A 17,739-nucleotide genomic window follows, 5' to 3' on the forward strand; every position below is an offset into this window, starting at 1 on the left:
ACGACGTGGTCCGACGGCGTCGTGCCGCCGCCGGAGCGGCAGGGGCCGTTTCCGCCGCGCTTATCCGGATACCCCCGAGAATGCCCTTTAACGTGACCGCGTGCGCGACCGGAGCCCCCGCTCCGCCGAGCGGCCCGGCCCGCGCGGGCGCTCGGCGGAGGAGGGGCCCGCGAGAAGGGTCACCCGATAGGGCTCCTCCGCCGCCGAAGGGGCTGCTTGGGTGGCCACGGGGCATACGGGGGACATGCGCGTCCACTGAGGTTCCCGGCAGTGACGCGAGGTGATGAGGAGGGGCGATGTCCTACGTTCGGTCGACACTGACGCAGATCCTGAACGCCGCGGAGGCCGAGGCCCCCGCGCGCTCGCTGGACGTCGTGGCTGCCTACCTGAGGGAGAGCATCGGCGCCCACCGGGTCTCCTTCCTCTTCCTGGACGTGGTGGGACAGGCCGTGGTCCGGGTCGGCGAGGACGCCAAGCCCGGCCCCGGGCGGGACGAGGACGTGATCGACCTCCAGGACACGGTCTACGAGGAGGTGCTGCGCACGCAGAAGCTGCTCCACCACGTGGGCACGGAACAGGGCGAGGAGAGGGTGGTCGCGCCGGTCTCCAACCGCGGCGACCCGATCGGCGTGCTGGAGCTCTTCCTGCGGGACGCCGACGAGGAGACGCTCGACCGGGTGGCGGACGCCGCGCACGCGCTGGCGTACGTCGTGGTCACCGACCGCCGGTTCACCGACCTGTACCACGGGCGCCGCCGGACGACCCCGTTCAGCCTGGCCGCCGAGATCCAGCACCAGCTGCTGCCCTCGGCCCCCTCGTGCGAGGCCCCCGAGTTCGCGCTGGCCGGTGCCCTGCTGCCGGCCGACGACATCGGCGGCGACACCTTCGACTACAGCCTGGACCGCGACACCCTGCACCTGTCCGTCACCGACGCGATGGGGCACGACACCCACTCCGCGCTTCTGGCGACGCTGCTGGTCAACGCCGCCCGAGCCGCCCGCAGAGAAGGACTCGGCCTCGCCGAGCAGGGCGAGCGCGTCCACGAGGCGCTGCGCGAACACCTGCCGGGCCTGCACGCCACCGGTCAGTTGCTGTGCGTGGGCCTGGACGGCAGCGGGGCCCAGATCCTCAACGCCGGACATCCGTGGCCGCTGAGGATGCGCGGGGGGCAGGTGTCGGAGGTCAGGCTCTGCGTCGACCTCCCCTTCGGGGTCCTCGCCCACCCGAGGAGCTTCACCGTGCAGGAGCTGGACCTGCGCCCCGGCGACCGGCTGCTGTTGCACACCGACGGAGCCCAGGACCGCGCCGCCCAGTCCGTCGACCTGCGCGAGGCGCTGCGGGACACGGCGGGGGAGCACCCCCGTGAGGTCGTGAGGCATGTGGCCTCCCTCATCCTGCGCGCCTCGGGCGGGCGGCTCCAGGACGACGCGACGGTGCTGTGCCTCGACTGGCACGGCCCGGCCGCGCCCCGGCACATGCCGTAGCCCCCTCACGCCCCCTCAGGGATGTCGTCGACGCGCACGGCGAGCAACGCCAGGTCGTCCGCCCGCTCCCGTCCGCCCAGGCTGTCGGCGAGGACGTCGAGCAGCCGCGGCAGCGGAGTGTGCTCGGCGACCGCCCGGGTCAGATGCCCGGCTGCCTCCTTGACGAGGACGTCGGAGTCGCGGCCGCGGTGCTCGACCAGGCCGTCGGTGTAGAGCAGCAGCACCGCACCGGGCTCCAGCACCCGCTCGTGGACGGGGCGTTCCCTGTTCGGCACCAACCCCGGATACAGCAGCCACGAGTGCTGGCTGAGTTGCTCCGTGCCGTGGTGCGGGTGGGCCAGCAGGGGCAGCGGGTGGCCCGCGTTGGTCCAGCGCAGCAGCCACCGGCCCCCGGGGCGGGGGATGAGATGGGCGTGGACGAGGGTGCCGCTGATCCCGGTGCCCAGAAGGTCGTTGGCGCGTTCGATGGAGGCGAGCGCCGAGGCCGGGCTGTCCGCCCGTTCCACATCGGCCTGACGCAGCATGCTGCGGGCCTGCCCCATCAGTGTGGCGGCCCGCGTGTTGTGCCCGGTCACATCACCGATGGTGATGGCCAGCGGTCCTCGTACCTCGTCCGCCGTCGCCCCGGGGAGCGGATAGGCGTCGTACCAGTCGCCCCCGACCATCTCCTGGTCGTCGGCCGGCCGGTACAGGGCGGCCAGTTCGAGTCCCGGAACTCTCGGCAGGTCGGTGAGCATGGCCTGTTGCAACTGCCGGGCGACGCTGATCCGTTCGTCCAGATGCAGGGCGCGTTCCACCGCCAGCGCGGTGTACCCGGCGATGGCCGTCAGCACGGCCCGCTCGTGCACCCCGATCGCATGAGGCTCGTCCCAGGCGGCTACCAGCGCTCCCGAGGTGGGCCGCCGGCTGGACGGCAGCGGTACGCACACCGCCGAGCACAGACCCATCGCGTCGAACACCGCCACCGTGCGCGGGTCGTACTCCTGGATCAGGGTCCGGCGGTCGGGAACGCTCACGATGAGGTTCTCGCGGGCGGCCTGCGCCGAGGGCCAGTCGTCCGACACGCTGTAGAGCGGCATCTCCCGCTCCAGCGGCGTCGGCGTGCTCGCGGCGTCCACCGCCCGGCGCAGCACCCCGTCCCTCTCCCGCAGCACCAGGCCCACGTAAGCGGGCTTCAGATCGCCGCTGACCAGCTCGCTCACCGTGCGCCGCACATCGTCCAGGCCGGAGGTGTCCGCGAGTTGCTCCGCCGCGCGGAGCAGCAGTTCCGACCGCACCAGTCGGCTCTCCAGCTCCCGCGCCCCGACGTGAGCCCGTCCGGTCTCCTCCTCCGCCTCGTGCCGCGCCCGCTCGGCCCCGAGCCGGGCGTCGTGAGCGCGCGCCTCGCTGGCCCGCAGCCGCAGCTCCGCCGCGCACGCACCCGCCAGGTCCTCGAGGTCCCGTGCGTCCTGCGCGCTCCACGTGCGCGGAGCGGCGTCGACGGCGGCGAGGACTCCCAGCAGCTCCCCACGCTCACCCTGAAGAGGGACCCCGAGGAACGCCGGGTGGTTGACCTCGGGGTCGGCGGCCACGGCCGCGGGGCCGGTGTCCTCCGCGATCAGGCATTCCTCCCGGGCCACCCGCCGCAACTGCCGCACCAGCCTCGGAGGGGGTTCCGGCGCCCCGGGCGGCTGGCTCTCGGCGACCTCAAGACGCTGCTCACGGCCAGGCAATGACGTGGTCAGCGCGACCACCGCGTTGGACGCCCCCAGCACACTGACTGTCAGACGGGCAAAGCGCTCCACAGGTCCTCTCATCGCCGGATCGTCCCTGCGCCGCCCGCTCGTGACGGCGTCGGGGCAGTTGGCAGACTCTACCGAACAGGCTAGAGGTGCCTGCCCCCCCGGAGTTCCGCGGAGGCCGCCCAAAGCGCCGTCGCACCCGGTCCGGCCCGAGCGGATCCGGCCGCGTCCCGGACGCCGGACGGTGGCGTCGGCGTCAGCCGTGCTCGCTGCGGGGCGCCCCCGCGGTGAGGTGATCGTAGGTGCCGGTGAGCTCCAGGAGCCGCCGCAGCCGAGGGCCGATCCGGACGAGCCGGACGGCGATGCCCCGGGCGGCGCCGTCCTGACGGATCTGCAGGAGGCTGGAGAGGCCGACGGAGTCGATGAACGCCAGCCGGTGGCAGTCGACGGCCAGGCCGTGTGCTCCGTCGGCGGCGGCCAGCGCGTGGGCGGCGCGCGTCAGAAGGTCTCCGCTGGTCGCGTAGTCCAGGTCCCCGATCAGGGCCAGGGTGCTCCCGGACGTCCCGCCGTGGTTCTCAGCGGCGGGACGGCGGGGATCAGAGGGGGTCGTCACTACGTGTCCAGCGGGTCGGGGTCAGATGGCGGAGGGCAGATTCCTTTTTCCGGCATCGAGCATAACGAGCGCGCGGGGAAAATCGCGGAGGTCCTCGGCCAGCAGGTCCAGCGCCGGTGCCAGGGAGCGGGCCGGGACGTGACGCGCTTCGAGGATCTCGGCCGTCCACAGCAGGAAGCCGCTGAAGATGTCCGGCTCGTCCATGTAGAGGGCGGCGGCGAGGAAGTCGATGATCTGCGCCAGGTCCTCCTCCGTACGGTCCCGCTGGTGGACGCTGTACTCCCGCATCGCGGGGAAACGCTCCTCCAGGCCGTCGAGGACGTACGCCAGCAGCCGCGAGGCGGAGAAGGAGACGTAGGTGTACTCCTGATCCTCCAGATGCGGCAGATCGTGCACCGTCAGCCGCGGTGCGGCCGGGCGCGCCGGGATGCCCGCGGCGAGCTGGTCCGCGGCCGCCCGAGCCTGCGGTGCCCAGCCGTCGGCGCCCAGCGACCGGGCGTAGCGGCCGTCGTGACCGAAGGCCGCTCCGCCGACCATGACCGGAACACCGGTGGCCTGGCAGGCGGTGATGGCTCCGTGGGCCACGGGCAGCCGGGTGGGCAGCGAACTGGACAGGCACACCACGTCGGGACGGCTGCGGTGCAGACGGCCGACCAGATGACCGGTGGGGACCTGGGCGCCGAGGTAGTCGACCCGCCAGCCGCGGAGTTTGAGGGTCTCGGCCAGTAGCCGCGCGGGCAGGCCGTGCCACTCCTGATCGACGCAGGCGACGACGATCCGGCCGCGTTCGTTCTCGGGCCGGGGGATCGGCAGGGCCGCCACGGCCCGTTCGTTGATGGCGGTGGCGGTGTGCTCGTCCGCCACGCTCATCCGGTCGGCGGCCCACTCGATACCCACGTGGTGCTGGGCGGCGCCGATCACGTCGAGCAGAACCGATTCGACGTCCAGGCCGGAGTCCAGCGCGGACTCCACGACGTCGAGCGCCCCGTACTCGTCCCAGGAGCGCAGCGCGCTCCACAGCTTCTCCGCCCACGGCCAGGCGCGCGCGGCATCCTCGGATGCCTGCGCCCTGGCACCGATACGGTGCGCCGGAGTGTCGGGGGACGTGCTCACGCGGTGTACCTGCCTGGAGTGGTGCCGTCGACGGCGGTGAGGTGATGGGACCGGGGCGCGGTGATCGACATGACCGCGATGTCGTCGTGGACCCGCTCGCCGATCCACTGGGCGAGGGTCATCCGGATCCGCTCGACCACGGCCTGCGCGGGCATTCCGGCGCAGCCGCGCAGCAGGTGCCGCAGCCGCTCGTCGCCGAACATGGCCGTGCCCCGGGGGCCGCCGCGCGCCTCGGTCACGCCGTCGGTGTAGAGCACGCAGCTCTCCCCGGGGGCGAGGCGCACCGTAGCGGTGCGGGAGGTGATCCGGGGCAGCGCGCCGATCAGGCTTCCGGAGGTGGGCACCTCCTCGACACGCCCCTGACGTCGGACGATCAGGGGCACGGGGTGCCCGGCCGACGTCAGCCGGAGGACGACGTCGCGGTGCTCGCGCCGCACGGACGCCAGCACCAGGGTGGCGAACCTCATGGGCCCGCCGCCGCTGAGGAGGGTGTCGTTGAGCAGGCCGAGGACCCGCTGGTGGTCGTCGGACAAGGTGCGCAGCGCGTGCAGGGTGTTGCGGATCTTGCCGGTCAGGACGGCCGCTTCCAGGCCCTTGCCGGAGACGTCGCCCAGCAGGGCGAGCGTCTCCCCGTCCTCGTCCCCGGCGGGGTGGACGTCGTAGAAGTCGCCGCCGATCTGCTCGGTGTCCTCACTGGCCCGGTAGCCACCGGCGAACTCCACCCCCCGCACCCGGTCCAGTGCGGGCGGCAGCAACTCGCGCATCAGCACCCGGGAGATCGCCTCCTGCTCCGCGTAGAGCCGGGCCGCCGACATAGCGGCCCCGGCGCGCGCCGCGAACAGGCGCGCCAGCTCCTCCTCGAAGCCCAGGAAGGAGTCCTTCCCGCTCCGGCGCAGCAGGACCAGGGCGCCCGCCCCCACACCGTGTCCCGGCAGCGGCGCCACGGCCACGGCGCCCACGGGGCCGAAACGCTCGGGCACCAGCCAGCCGGGGACCGCTTCCGGGCGAATCCAGCGCGCGGGCAGCGGAGGGAAGCCCTCCAGTGCCTCGGCGAGCCCCGGCACCAGGGACGGCGGCTGGGTGAGCCGTCCACGGCTCAGCTCCCCCTGGTCGCCGCAGGTGACCATCGGTAGTCGCCGGGAGCGGCCCGGCGCTATCACCACGGCCGCGTCCGCGAGGTGTTCGGCGGCGAGCCTGGCCGTGGTCTCCATGCACCGCTCCAGGTTGAGCGAGGCGAGCAGCGCGCTGGAGGCCTCCACCAGGAAGGCGGTGTGCCGCCGGTGCGCGAGGAGTTCCCCGGACGTCACCCGGTGACCGGTCTCCTCGACCAGCCACCATGCTGTGGTCGCCGGGTCGAGCACCGTCGGGTGGGCCGAGAAGAACCGGTCGCTGATCATGCCGGAGGCGGCATGGGCCTGCTCGGACGACGAGACGTCGGCCAGCCAGTCCGGCAGAGCGAGGGCTTCTCCGGAGGGGGCCGTCAGCACCTGTCGAGCCGCTTCGTTGGCGTCCAGGGCCCGTCCGTCGCTGTCCACCAGCACGACGGGGTACGGGGCCGAGGCGGCCGACACCATGCTCAGCGCACGGGTGCGTGCGCCGGTCGGAGGAGAGGACATGAGGGGTACCACTTCCTGAGGGCTCTATCCACCTCTCGTGAATTTCAGACGCTTCTGCTCAGGGAACCATCCTCCTCGCAGGTCGATTTGTCCAGCGCCTTAACGGAGTTGACCGGCGGTGACCGATGTGATCCCGCGAGCGGAACGGAATACGACCGAGGTCGGCCGACGTGGTACGCGGTCTCTTGCTTTTCGGGCCCTTGGGCGGTGAAGGGTGACGCGAAGCGTCACTGGCTCTGCTTTCGCAGGGCTTCGCCGAGATTCTCCGCGATGCGGAATATTCTCATCAGGCCGGTGGTCTCCAGAGGAGCCCACACCAGCCGGTCGTCGGGAAGGACGAGCGTCAGGCGGCCGCCTGTTTTCTCGTGCGCCTGCTGAAGCATGAGCAGACTGTTGAGGAAGTCGGAACTCATGAAGGTGACGTCGCTCAAGTCCACGACGACGGAATGGCCGGGGAGACGCATCGAGTCCCGAAAAGCGTCGCGCACCACGTCGTCGGAATCGATGTCGAACGAACCGGATGCCGTGACCACGACGACCCCGTCGACGGGATCGCTCACCGAGCAGGACGATACTCCCTCAGTCACGCCGGACCTTCCTTCCATCGTGCGATAAAGCGTTGACAGCCGTCGTGCCATTGCGGCGCCCGCTGTGAGGTGACGCGCTTCCGGGACGACGGGCCGACGGGTCGCGCCTGGTCGCAAGGGCCGGGGGCCAACCGCTTCTACCCTCCGACGCGCGGATCATTCGTCGCTCACCTGCCAGGTGCGCGGGCGGTGCGGAGATCCGCGAGGTGCCGCCGGACCGCGGACCGGGCGGGCGGCCAGGCGGGTTCATCACGCCCCACCGCGCGGGATCACGCCCGGCCGGGTGCTCGTGGAAGACCCGGGTGCTCGTGGAAGACGCGGTGTCCGAAGTGTCATCACCTGATCGAGTGAGCACGGATCCCGGCGGCGGGGGCACCAGAAGGACAACTGGAGGCGCGGCGGCAGCAAGGAGCCGGTCCGCTGCCGTCAGCCGACGGGTGGCACGACAACGGGAAAGGGGAATCCCGGAGTTCCGCCGCCCGGCTCTTGTGCGAGTGCGCCCCCGGGTTGAACCATCCTGGCTCCCCCGCCGGCCCGGGGCGCACTCGTCTCCGCGCTCCCGCGCTCCTCCTCGGAGGCCGTCCCGAACGCTCCGCGGTCCGTCACGAGAAACGCCCTCGGCCGTTCGTCTCTGGAAAGTCCGGGTACCAGGCGATCACGACCGAACCGACGGATGAGCAGGGAGAGCGCCATGGCGAAGACGAAGGCATCTGGCACGACGGGTCCGAAGGCCGCCTCGGCGGCAGGCCGGTCCGCCCAGGGCGGTAAGTCCAAGAGCAGCAGGAAGGCGGCTGCCAGCGCACTGTCCCAGACCTCGGGCAAGGCCGGTTCGGCCGGGAAGAAGACGACCCGGTCCGGGGCGGCGTCGGCCGCGGGCAGGACGATGGGGTCGAAGAAGCGGACCGCGTCCGAGAAGAAGGCCGCGGCGAGTGCTCTGTCCCAGACGACGAGCACGTCCTCGGGTCGGCCGAAGAAGAAGATACTCACTGCTGCCGCCAAGGTGCTGGCCGACAAGAAGTCGACCAAGGCGGAGCGCTCGGAGGCGGCGAGCACCCTCGCGCAGGCGGCGGCCTACGCGTTGAAGTAGCTCCGGTCGCACGACCGTACGGCTAGGGCAGAGGGCCGCTCCGCGTCCGGAGCGGCCCTCGCGTCGTACCGGTGTGCTCGGTTCAGGAGAGTCAGGAGGCGGAGCGCGCCAGTGCGGCGGCGAAGCCGTTGCGCCACAGCTGGTTGACCCGGGCCCGCTCGTTGGCGTCGGGCTGGGCGTTGGTGCAGGAGGGGCCGGGGCCGCCGCCGGACATCAGCTGGCTGCACGGGCCGGAGTAGGTGTCCGGGAGGCCGAGCACGTGTCCGGTCTCGTGCGTGGTGACCCGGGTCGAGTTGTACTGCTGGTTCTGCCGGTAGTCCAGGAAGATGAAGCCCCGGCCGTGTCCGTTGGTCGAGGCGTACGAGCCGCGCGGGTCGTTGCCCTCGCGGTAGGTGAAGTCGGCGTTGGAGCCTTCCTGGAGCCGCACGTTGGTGACCGAGCTGTTCCAGATCCGCGTGCTGTTGGCTATCTGGGTGCGGAAGCTGGGGGCGGAGGCGGCGCTGTAGGTGACGGTGACCGCCTGCGTGCCCGCCGGGCCCGCCGCACGCTTCGCGGCGGCGGACTTCATGACCGCGTCGAAGAACGCCTTGTTCGCGGCGGCGCTCTCGGCCGAGCCGTTGTACGCGGCGACGGTGGCGGCGGTGGAGGTGGTGGAGGCGCTGGGAGCAGGAGCGGCGGAGACCGCCGGGGCGCCGCCGAGGGTGGCGACGAGGCCGAGGCCGGCGGCGGCGGTGGCGACAGCGGTTCTGAGGTGTCTCATGGGGATTTCTCCTACGGTCCGTTGAACCCGCGCCGTGGGGGTTGTCCGCTGAACGGACGGGGCGCGGGGCGGTACGGGGAGAGTGTGGGGGAGCCGTGGGCCGCCGGGAATGATGCCAACCGGGGATAGCGCGGCCCTATCCCCGCCCGCCGGTGCGTCTCCCCGCCGCCCCCGCCCGGTCCGCCCCCCTCGCCCGACGGCCGCCGCGTCGACGTCGTTCGAGGCGGCGCCCCGGCCCACGGCCCCCCGGCCCACGGGGGAGCGGCGTCAGGAGGAGCGGCGTCAAGGGGAGCGGATCAGTCCTTCAACAGCGCGTCGCGCACCGGAATCCAGTCCAGGGCGGAGCGGATGCCGTCCTCCAGGGACAACTTCGGTGTCCACCCGAGCAGTTCGGCCGCCCGGTCGCTCGTGGTGTAGCCACCGGCCACGTCACCGGGCCGCGGATCGGCGTCGACGGTGGCCAGCGGGGTGCTGACGACGTTGTTGAACGCGGCGCACAACTCCCGGACCGTGGTGCCCGAGCCGGTGCCCAGGTTGATCGCTGTCGAGCGCTTCGCCCCGGTGAGGACGGAGTCGAAGCGCTCGATCGCCGCGATGTGGGCGGCGGCCAGATCCCAGACGTGCACGTAGTCCCGGATGCCGCTGCCGTCACGCGTCGGGTAGTGCGTCCCCGTGACCGGGAACGGACGGCCTTCCTGGTGCGCCCGGATCAGCACCCCCAGGGCGTGGCTCGGCCGCGCGAGCTGGAGACCGGTACGCAGCTTCGGGTCGGCCCCGACCGGGTTGAAGTACCGCAGCGACAGCACGCGCGGTCCGGCCACGGCGATGTCGGCGAACATCTCCTCGCAGACGGCCTTGGTCCGCGCGTAGGGGCTCTGCGGCGCCAGCGGCGTGTCCTCGGTGACGGGCGAACCGTCCTGCGCCCGGTAGACGGCGGCCGAGCTGCTGAAGATGACGCGGTCGCAGCCGTTGCGGTGCAGGTGGCCGACGAAGGCCAGGCTCTTGGCCACGTTCGCCTCGTAGTAGCCGATCGGGTCGGCGACGGAGTCCGGCACGACGATCAGCGCCGCGCAGTGCACCACGGCGGAGATGTCCGGGTGTTCCGCGAAGATCCGGTCGACCACCGAGCCGTCCGCGATGTCACCCTCGTAGGTGATGCGGCCCTCGGTGAACTCGCGTCGGCCCCGGACGAAGTTGTCGAGGACCAGGGGGGTGAGCCCCGCGTCCAGACAGGCCGAAGCGACGGTGCTGCCGATGTAGCCGGCTCCTCCGGCGACAAGGACTTTGACCACGATGTCTCTCTCCCGTTTCTCGTTCCGGCGGACGCCGGGATCGTCCCGGGCCGGAGGGGATCGGCCGGGGCCGGACGGGCCCCTGGCCCCGCCGACGGGGGCGGCCGGATCCCGCCCCTCCTCCCGGGAGCCGGTCGTAGGGTCACGGCGTGACCACTGTCGATGACACCCCTTACGCACTGCGCACCGCGCGCCCCGAGGACACCGACGCCGTCGAGGCGCTGGACGGCTCCTTCACCACGGCGACCGTCTTCCACGTGGAGATCGCCGAGGACGGTTTCACCCTGCGGGAGACCCCCGTGGATCCGCCCCTGACCAAGGTGTTCCCCGAGGACGAGTCCGACGGGGACGACGAGGACGCGGAGGAGGGAGACAGCCCCACCTTCCTCGCTCTCGGCGCCGACGGATCCCTGGCGGGCTTCGTCTCCGTCTCGTACGCACCGTGGAACCGTCGCCTCACCATCGAGGACATCGAGGTCGGCCCCGGGCACCGGGGGCGCGGCGTCGGCCGGGCGCTGATGACCCGGGCGGAGGAGTTCGCCCGGGAGCGGGGCGCCGGTCACGTCTGGCTGGAGGTCACCAACGTCAACGCCCCCGCCATCCACGCCTACCGGCGGATGGGTTTCTCCCTCTGCGGCCTGGACACCTCGCTCTACGCGTCCACCTCCTCGGCCGGGGAGTACGCCCTCTACATGAGCAAGCCCTGCTCCTGAGCCGACAGCAGCCGGTGAACGACGGGGGCGGTCCCGCCCTTGGGTGCGGTGGTGACGGTCAGCAGCCAGGAGGCTCCGCCCCTCTCCCGGGCGTACCACTCCACCCGGGCGTCCAGCAGCCGGTCACCCGCCCCCGTACGCTCCGCGTACCAGGCGCGGAAGGGCTCCGAGCGCCAGACGGGAAGGGGCACCGACCGCTCCCCGCCCGTACGGGGGGAGCCGGGGCCGACCGCTCGCAGGGCCGCGCCCGCCGCCCCCGGGAGCGACCGCTCCACCGGTACGGCGAGGGCCTCGGCGAAGTGCAGTAGATACGCCATCCGCTCGGCCTCCGGCGGGGCGCCCAGCACGGCCCGGCCCGAGTCGTACCACGCCCCCCACTTGATGTTGGAGACCAGGCCGGGCAGCCGCTCCATGTCGCGGGGGATCCAGAACAGGATCACGTCACTGCGGCGCATCGCCTCCTCCTCCCAGGCGATGTGGTCCGGGTAGGCCGGGTAGGAGCCGCCCGGCGCGGGCTCGGGGAGGAAGACGGTCAGCGGTCCCGCGCCCCGCCAGCCGGAACGCAGGGCGGCGACGGCCTCCGGACGCCAGGACGGATCGGCCGGATCGACGGGTGTGGGCCCGCAGAGGTAGACGGCCGCCGCCCAGTTCGCGGGGGCCTCCTCGCCGACATGGACGACGTGTACGGCGTCGGTCGCGGTGGCGGGGGAGTCGGGGGAGGCGAGGCCGGGGGACGTGGAGGAGTCAGGGGACACGGAGGGCTCCGGGGTCGGTCGGGGGCAGGGAGGCGATGAAGTCCAGCAGAAGGCTGTGGAAGGCGTCGGGCCGCTCCAGGAAGCCCAGGTGACCGGCGTCCGCCACTTCCGCGTACCGGGCGCCGGGCACCGCCCCGGCCACCTCGCGCCCCAGCGGGGCGGGCGCCAGGACGTCGTCGGCGAAGCCGACCACCAGCAGCGGGGTGGTGACCCGGGCGAGCTCGGCCAGCCGGTTGCGCACGGGGCGGGCCGGGGGCCGGGCGGCCCGGTCTCCCGTGAGCGCGGCCAGTTCGAAGACGTCGAGCCATTCCTCGACCGCCTGCTCGTCGGCCAGCGTCCGCGGCGAGAGGTTCTGCACCAGCCGGACCGACGCCTCGTACTCCGGCGGGAGCCGGACCCCCGCTCGGGCGCAGGCGGTCTCGGCCCGGGTCAGTGCCTCGCCGACCGGGTCGGGGCGGCCCCGGGTGGCGACGAGCACCGCCCCGGCCACCAGACCCGGATCGGTCAGAAGCAGCTCCTGGACCGCCAGCGCGCCCAGGGAGTGTCCGACGACCGGGCACGGCGTCAGCTTCAGCGAGATGAGCAGTTCCCTTACGGCGGCGGCGAGTTCGGCTCCATGGGCCGCCTCGTGGTCGAAGGTGACGACACGGCGGCCCGCGGCCGTCAGGGCCGGGACCGTGTGGTGCTCCCAGACCCTGCCCGTACCGCCCGCGCCCGCCACGAGGACGACGGGCTCCCCGGCGCCGTGCAGGGCGTACGGGGTCCCGCCGGGCGTCGTCCCCGCTTCCCGTGCGGTCCGCCGGGCCGCCGCACCGCTCGCGCCGGTCACCGGGCGATCCTCGACAGGGCCAGCTCGACCCACGCCGGACGCCCGGTGTCCAGGCCGCGCAACGCCACATGGATCCACAGGAACGAGGCCCTGGCCAGCACGTGCGCGCGCAGTCCGGCGCGGACCTCGCCGCCCGCCGCCCGGTAGGCGTCCAGCAGACCGTCGAGGACCGGTTCGCCGCCCGCGTAGAGCATGTCGGCGAAGTCGGCCGCCGGGTCCCCGGCGCCCGCGTTCGCCCAGTCGAGCAGTCCCGACAGGACCGGCGGTCCGTGCCGCGGCCGGGTCACGAGCGTGTGGCCGGGGTGGATGTCCCCGTGCACCAGCACCAGGCGCTCCGGCCACATCCGGTCGTCGTCCAGCCACCGCCGCCAGCGGGTCAGCCGCGCGTCTTCCAGGCCGAGTTCGGTACGCGCGCGGTCGAGCTTCACCGCGATCCGGGAGCGGACGGTCTCCGGCGTGGCCGACGGGCGGTCCGGCGTGTTCCACGGGCCGTCGGGGGGCAGGGAGTGCACCGCCACCAGCGTGCGCGCCAGCGGCTCCAGGTAGCGGTCCGGCCGGGCCAGCGGGTCCATCGACCAGGCGTAGGTCAGCGTGACGGGGTCCTCCTGCCCCGCCGCGTCCCCGGCGAGGCTGGGGTAGGCGACCAGCCCGGGGGTGTGCAGATGCCACCGCGGCACAGGCACCGGGACCCGGTCGCGCACGGCGGCCAGCACCGCGCCCTCGACGGCCAGTTGCTCCGCGGCCTCGGGGCGTCGGGACTGCCGCAGGATCCACGCGGTGCCGTCGGCGGCGCGGACGTGGGTGACCCGGAAGTCCCAGCCGGATTCGTCGTCCCGCGCCGAGGCGGGGTCGAGTTCGATGCCCAGCTCCTTCGCCACGTGGGCGATCAGCTCGGCGGAACCGGCCCGGCCGACCGGTCCGCCGGCGGGGTCCGCCGCCACCGTGCCCTCGGCCAAGCCCACCGGGGCCGTGCGGGTGCCCAGGTGGCGGTCCCGGGTCGCCTCGCGGTCCACTTTGCCGGTGTGGGTCTGTTCCAGCGCGCCCACCGGCACGATCAGGCTCGGCACCAGGTGCGGGGGAGCGGTCCGCGCCAGGCGTGCGCGGACACCCGCCACCACCTCGTCCGGGTCCCGGTCCGGCAGCGGGACGAGGAAGGCGGTCAGCGTGCTGTGCCCGGCCCGCTCCGCGCGCGCCGCGGCCACCGCCGCCACCCCCTCGCAGCGCCCGATCAGCTCCTCCACGTCGAGCAGGTCCACCCGGTGGCCCCGGATCTTGACCTGGTGGTCCGAGCGCCCCCGGAACCTCAGCGCGCCGTCCGCGTCCGCCTCCACCATGTCCCCGGTGCGGTACCACCGGCGGCCGTCCTCCTCCACGAAGCGGGCCGCGGTCGCCTCCGGCGCGCCGTGGTAGCCGAGCGCCAGATTCGGACCCGACACGCACAACTCGCCGTCCGGGCCGATCCGCTGGGTGACGTGCGGCAGCGGACGGCCGATGGGCGGATCGCCGCCGGTCTCCGGCAGCGCCGGAGCGCCCGGCCCCGCGAGGAGGGCCGCGTGGGTGACGAGCGCGGTCTCGGTGGAGCCGTAGGTGTTCAGCAGGCGTACGTGCCCGGCGTCCAGCAGCCGCCAGCGCTCCAGCATGTCCGCGCGGACCGCCTCCCCGCCGATCACCACCGTCCGCAGCGACTCGGGAAGCCGGGCGCCCTGGTGGAGCAGATCGCCGGTCAGGGTGTTCCAGAATCCGGTCGGCACGACCGCGACCGTGATCTCCTGCTCCTCCACCACCCGCCCGAAGCCCTCCCGGGCCGCGTCGTCCAGGACGAGGGTGGCGCCCCCGGTCAGCGTCGGCAGGATCTCCTCCAGGCTGGTGTCGCCGCCCGCGCCGTGGAAGTGCAGCACGCACGCGTCCCGGTCGACGCCGTACAGGGTGCGCAGCGCCGGCACGACCGCCGCCGGGGCCCGGTGCGGGACCACGACGCCCTTGGGGTCGCCGGTCGAGCCGGAGGTGAGCAGGACGTACGCCGGGTCCTCGGGTCCGGGCGCGAAGGGCAGCCCCTCCCGGGCGGCCGGGGGCGGGTCCGAGGGCGCCCACCGGGGGCGGATCACGCTCTCCACCGGAGGCTGCCAGCCGGACTCGGCGGTCGCGACCGCCTCCCGGCAGCCGAGCCGGGTCAGCACCGACTCCAGCCGGGCCTCGGGGTGGCCCGCCTCCAGCGGCACGTACGCCCGGCCCGCCGCCAGCACCCCGAGGATCGCCGCCACATCGCGGGCCGAGTGGTGCGTGACGATGCCGACGGGCGGCAGCGGGTCCGCGGTTCGCGGGGCGAGGGACCGGGCCACGGACGACGCCCAGCCCGCCAGGGTGCCGTATCCGACCACCAGCCCGTTGTCGACGACGGCCGGGCGGCCCGGATCGTCGCGCGCCGTCCGGAAGAACGGTTCAAGAAAAGAGACTTCGGCGGACCGCATTGTGAATTCCCTTGCTGTGCTGGAATAGTGGGGGACATGCGTATGGTGGTGGAATGTGATGTGCTTATACCTGTGCGGGACGGCTGTTTATTGAAGGGGGATCTCTATCGCCCGGATATCCCCGCTCCCGTCCCGGTGCTCGTCCGGCGCACCCCTTACGGGGCGTCGGGGCGTCCGGGCGGAGCCTCCGTCGACGGGCTGCGACTGGTGCGCGAGGGGTACGCCGTGCTGGTGCAGGACGTCCGGGGGCGGTTCGGTTCGGGCGGCGTCTTCGAGCCGTACGTCAACGAGGCGGCCGACGGCGCCGACACTCTCGCCTGGGCGGTACGCCAGCCGTGGTGCGACGGAACGGCGGGGATGTTCGGCCGCTCCTACGAGGCCATGGCCGCGCTGCTCGCCGCCGCCGAGCGGCCGCCCGGCCTGCGGGCCGTCGTGCCGCACGTGGCCGGATCCCGTTTCGACGAGGGGTGGACCCGCCAGGGCGGCGCTCTCCAACTGGGCTTCCTCCTCTACTGGGTCCTCTACGACCTGCTGCTCGACGGGGCCGGCCTGGCCCCCGCCGAACGCGCCGGGGTCGAGGAGGCGGTCGACCGGATCGACGACCTCTACCGGGACCCGGAAGCCGCGGACGGCCTCCTCGACCGGCTCGCCCCGTACTACCGGCGGTGGCGCGAGACCCCCGCGGACGCGCCGTACTGGCGGCGCATCGCGCCCCGTGCGTCGTATCCCGCGATCCGGGCCCCCGCCCTCCACCTCACCGGCTGGTACGACATCTTTCTCGCCGGAGCCCTGGAGAATTACCGGGGAATGCGTGAACAGGGCGTCGGGTCGCGGCTCGTGGTCGGCCCCTGGTCCCATTGCGTCACCGGCGGGATATTCCCGCAGCGGCGCTACGGAATATCCGCCGACGAACAGCATCTCGACGTCACCGGACTCCACCTGGACCATTTCGACCGCCATCTGCGCGGGCGGGAGCCTGGTGGCGAACAGGCCCCCGTACGGCTCTTCCTCACCGGGGCCGACACCTGGCGCTCCTTCCCCGACTGGCCCGTCCCCGGAACCGGGGAGTACGCCCTCCACCTGGCCGGGCACACGCTCGTGCCCGGCCCCGGCCAGGCGGAGCCGGGACACCGGTCCCTGCGCCACGACCCGGCGAACCCCGTGCCCACCACCGGCGGGGCCACCGCGCTGCCCGGCCAGTTCACCGGCGGCGACTGCGGGCCGCTCGACCAGCGCGAGGTCGAGCTCCGGGCCGACGTGCTCTGCTTCACCGGCCCCCCGCTCACCGCACCGCTGACGGTCGTCGGCGACACCGCTCTCACGGTTCTCGTCACCCCCGACGCGGCGGGCGCCGACATCACCGGCAAGCTCGTCGACGTCCACCCGGACGGCCGGGCCGAACTGCTCTGCGACGGCGTCCAGCGGCTGGCGGCCGGGGCGGCACCCGAGGACGGCGGACCGGTCGAGGTCACCGTCCGCACGGGCGCCGTCGGCCACGTCTTCCGCCCCGGCCACCGGGTGCGCCTGGAGATCGCGGCCAGCAACGCGCCACGCTTCGACGTGCACCCCCCGACGCCCGCGCGCCACACGGTCCACTTCGGCGGCGACCACCCCTCACGCCTGCTGCTGCCGCGCCTCGCCCAGGGCTGAGGTCTCCCGCGGGCCGGCGGCGGCCGGGTGGAAGACCGACAGGTCCGCCACCCGCTCGATCCGCCGGCCCGCCTCCCAGTGCGCCCGCCGCAGCCGCCGCTGCTGCGGGCCGGTCAGCCGGGTGCTGTGCTGCGGGATGGAGCGCACCATCCGGGCCCGCTTCGCCGAGGCCGGATAGCGCTCGCGCACCCGGTAGGGGTCGTTGAGCAGGTGGTGCGCGGTGCCGACGTGGAAGGCCGCCTTCAGCAGCGCGTAGTACGCCGCCGCACCCGGGCCCTTGTCCCGGGCACAGTGCGCCAGGGTCCGCGCCGCCTCGAACAGCCGCCACACCACCGGGATCGCCGGGGTCGTGAACACCCCGGTCTCCTGTGCGACGCCCTCCCCGACGCCGTAGCGGAAGTAACTGCGCATGTTGGCGAAGCCGTGCTGGGCGTCGTGGAAGATCCTGGCCGTGGGCAGGTACACCACCGGGATGCCGGCGAGCTGGAGCCGGAAGTCGAACTCCCGGTCCTCGCACCAGTGGATCAGCTCGTCGAAGTGGTAGCCACCGATGTGTTCCACGATCGCGCGGTTGTAGATCAGCGGCGGGGAGAGGGCGCTGACGTAGTCGCCCTCGTCGAACTCCCGCACCCGGGCGGTGAGACGGCTCAGCAGCCCCGCCGACTCCCCGTACACCACCTGCCCCTTGACCACCGGCTCGGTGAGCACGGAGCGGACCATGGACCGCACCACGCCCGGGGCGAAGGTGCAGTCGGAGTCCATCAGCAGCAGGTACTGCCGGTCGGTGGCGGCCGCTCCCGCGTTGTAGGCCGCGCCGAGGTTGCCGACGTCCTCGATCTCGGTCACCGTCAGCGCCCGCGGGTGGTCCGCGATCAGTTTGAGGACGGCGTCGCTGGGCCCGTTGAGGGCGAGGACGATCTCCACGTCCTCGTCTATGGAGGCGATGCAGTCCGCGATCCGCAGGTCGTCGCGGAGCGCGATCACCACCGCGGTGCGGGCGATGCCCCGGTCGACCGCGGTCTCGTCCATGGGGTCGGTGGCCATCCCGTTC

Annotated in this window: 15 protein-coding genes; 4 read left to right on the top strand and 11 right to left on the bottom strand. The window is 73.2% G+C overall.

Going from position 1 to position 17,739, the window contains the following annotated elements:
* Positions 1-296 precede the first annotated feature (296 nt).
* Positions 297-1,484, top strand: a complete 1,188-nt coding sequence (locus ACIRRU_RS14225; protein ID WP_403679751.1) for a PP2C family protein-serine/threonine phosphatase — start codon at positions 297-299, stop codon at positions 1,482-1,484.
* Positions 1,485-1,489: 5 nt separating this feature from the next.
* Here the strand turns inward: ACIRRU_RS14225 and ACIRRU_RS14230 are convergent, their stop codons facing one another.
* The 5 genes from ACIRRU_RS14230 to ACIRRU_RS14250 all read right to left on the bottom strand — a co-directional run bounded on the left by ACIRRU_RS14230 (position 1,490) and on the right by ACIRRU_RS14250 (position 7,107).
* Positions 1,490-3,280: a PP2C family protein-serine/threonine phosphatase gene (locus tag ACIRRU_RS14230; protein WP_403679753.1), complete on the bottom strand. Its 1,791-nt coding sequence runs from the start codon at positions 3,278-3,280 to the stop codon at positions 1,490-1,492.
* A 181-nt stretch (positions 3,281-3,461) separates the two neighbouring features.
* The gene (locus ACIRRU_RS14235) at positions 3,462-3,818 is read right to left on the bottom strand and encodes an STAS domain-containing protein (RefSeq protein ID WP_403679756.1); all 357 of its coding nucleotides are present in this window, start codon (positions 3,816-3,818) and stop codon (positions 3,462-3,464) included.
* Between the two features lie 21 nt (positions 3,819-3,839).
* Positions 3,840-4,931 carry a B12-binding domain-containing protein gene (locus ACIRRU_RS14240; RefSeq protein WP_403679757.1) on the bottom strand — a complete coding sequence of 364 codons (1,092 nt, stop codon included), beginning with the start codon at positions 4,929-4,931 and terminating at the stop codon, positions 3,840-3,842.
* The gene (locus tag ACIRRU_RS14245; protein ID WP_403679760.1) at positions 4,928-6,547 is read right to left on the bottom strand and encodes a PP2C family protein-serine/threonine phosphatase; all 1,620 of its coding nucleotides are present in this window, start codon (positions 6,545-6,547) and stop codon (positions 4,928-4,930) included. Before ACIRRU_RS14245 ends, ACIRRU_RS14240 begins: the two co-directional genes overlap by 4 nt.
* 227 nt (positions 6,548-6,774) lie before the next feature.
* Complete coding sequence (locus ACIRRU_RS14250; RefSeq protein ID WP_403679762.1) at positions 6,775-7,107, bottom strand: STAS domain-containing protein; 333 nt, start codon at positions 7,105-7,107, stop codon at positions 6,775-6,777.
* 718 nt (positions 7,108-7,825) lie between these two features.
* Here ACIRRU_RS14250 and ACIRRU_RS14255 point away from each other — a divergent pair.
* Entirely contained in the window at positions 7,826-8,221 is a 396-nt protein-coding gene (locus ACIRRU_RS14255) for a hypothetical protein (protein ID WP_403679765.1), read from the top strand.
* A 91-nt stretch (positions 8,222-8,312) separates the two neighbouring features.
* Here ACIRRU_RS14255 and snpA read toward each other — a convergent pair whose 3' ends face one another.
* Together snpA and galE are read right to left on the bottom strand one after the other, a co-directional pair.
* Positions 8,313-8,981 carry a snapalysin gene (snpA, locus tag ACIRRU_RS14260; protein ID WP_403679768.1) on the bottom strand — a complete coding sequence of 223 codons (669 nt, stop codon included), beginning with the start codon at positions 8,979-8,981 and terminating at the stop codon, positions 8,313-8,315.
* A gap of 296 nt (positions 8,982-9,277) precedes the next feature.
* The gene (gene galE, locus ACIRRU_RS14265; protein WP_403679770.1) at positions 9,278-10,273 is read right to left on the bottom strand and encodes a UDP-glucose 4-epimerase GalE; all 996 of its coding nucleotides are present in this window, start codon (positions 10,271-10,273) and stop codon (positions 9,278-9,280) included.
* 149 nt (positions 10,274-10,422) lie between these two features.
* Between galE and ACIRRU_RS14270 the strand changes: the two genes are divergently transcribed.
* Positions 10,423-10,986: a GNAT family N-acetyltransferase gene (locus ACIRRU_RS14270; RefSeq protein WP_403679773.1), complete on the top strand. Its 564-nt coding sequence runs from the start codon at positions 10,423-10,425 to the stop codon at positions 10,984-10,986.
* On the opposite strand, the gene ACIRRU_RS14275 is transcribed toward ACIRRU_RS14270, so the two are convergent.
* From ACIRRU_RS14275 to ACIRRU_RS14285, 3 genes are read right to left on the bottom strand one after another with little or no spacing between them, the layout of a single operon-like run.
* Complete coding sequence (locus tag ACIRRU_RS14275; protein WP_403679776.1) at positions 10,962-11,741, bottom strand: nucleoside 2-deoxyribosyltransferase domain-containing protein; 780 nt, start codon at positions 11,739-11,741, stop codon at positions 10,962-10,964. The two genes, ACIRRU_RS14270 and ACIRRU_RS14275, sit on opposite strands and share 25 nt — an antisense overlap.
* On the bottom strand, positions 11,731-12,570 hold the full coding sequence (locus ACIRRU_RS14280; RefSeq protein WP_403679778.1) for an alpha/beta fold hydrolase: 840 nt from the start codon (positions 12,568-12,570) through the stop codon (positions 11,731-11,733). The genes ACIRRU_RS14275 and ACIRRU_RS14280 overlap by 11 nt, the downstream gene beginning before the upstream one ends.
* A complete protein-coding gene (locus ACIRRU_RS14285; protein ID WP_403679781.1) occupies positions 12,567-15,038 on the bottom strand; it encodes an AMP-binding protein in 2,472 nt (823 codons plus the stop codon). The genes ACIRRU_RS14280 and ACIRRU_RS14285 overlap by 4 nt, the downstream gene beginning before the upstream one ends.
* A gap of 60 nt (positions 15,039-15,098) precedes the next feature.
* Between ACIRRU_RS14285 and ACIRRU_RS14290 the strand changes: the two genes are divergently transcribed.
* Positions 15,099-16,688: a CocE/NonD family hydrolase gene (locus tag ACIRRU_RS14290; protein ID WP_403679782.1), complete on the top strand. Its 1,590-nt coding sequence runs from the start codon at positions 15,099-15,101 to the stop codon at positions 16,686-16,688.
* Here ACIRRU_RS14290 and ACIRRU_RS14295 read toward each other — a convergent pair.
* Positions 16,653-17,732 (bottom strand): glycosyltransferase family 2 protein, encoded by a 1,080-nt coding sequence (locus ACIRRU_RS14295; protein ID WP_403679785.1) that lies wholly within the window; start codon positions 17,730-17,732, stop codon positions 16,653-16,655. The genes ACIRRU_RS14290 and ACIRRU_RS14295 overlap by 36 nt on opposite strands.
* Positions 17,733-17,739 lie beyond the last annotated feature (7 nt).

Source organism: Streptomyces sp. NPDC101181 (genome assembly GCF_044767975.1).
GTDB lineage: Bacteria > Actinomycetota > Actinomycetes > Streptomycetales > Streptomycetaceae > Streptomyces.

Bases quoted from the DNA above. Each gene is read 5' to 3' on its own strand.
- ACIRRU_RS14225 (WP_403679751.1), top strand. From the start codon at position 297: ATGTCCTACGTTCGGTCGACACTGACGCAGATCCTGAACGCCGCGGAG.
- snpA (WP_403679768.1), bottom strand. From the start codon at position 8,981: ATGAGACACCTCAGAACCGCTGTCGCCACCGCCGCCGCCGGCCTCGGC.
- ACIRRU_RS14295 (WP_403679785.1), bottom strand. From the start codon at position 17,732: ATGGCCACCGACCCCATGGACGAGACCGCGGTCGACCGGGGCATCGCC.
- ACIRRU_RS14285 (WP_403679781.1), bottom strand. From the start codon at position 15,038: ATGCGGTCCGCCGAAGTCTCTTTTCTTGAACCGTTCTTCCGGACGGCG.
- ACIRRU_RS14255 (WP_403679765.1), top strand. From the start codon at position 7,826: ATGGCGAAGACGAAGGCATCTGGCACGACGGGTCCGAAGGCCGCCTCG.
- ACIRRU_RS14245 (WP_403679760.1), bottom strand. From the start codon at position 6,547: ATGTCCTCTCCTCCGACCGGCGCACGCACCCGTGCGCTGAGCATGGTG.
- ACIRRU_RS14230 (WP_403679753.1), bottom strand. From the start codon at position 3,280: ATGAGAGGACCTGTGGAGCGCTTTGCCCGTCTGACAGTCAGTGTGCTG.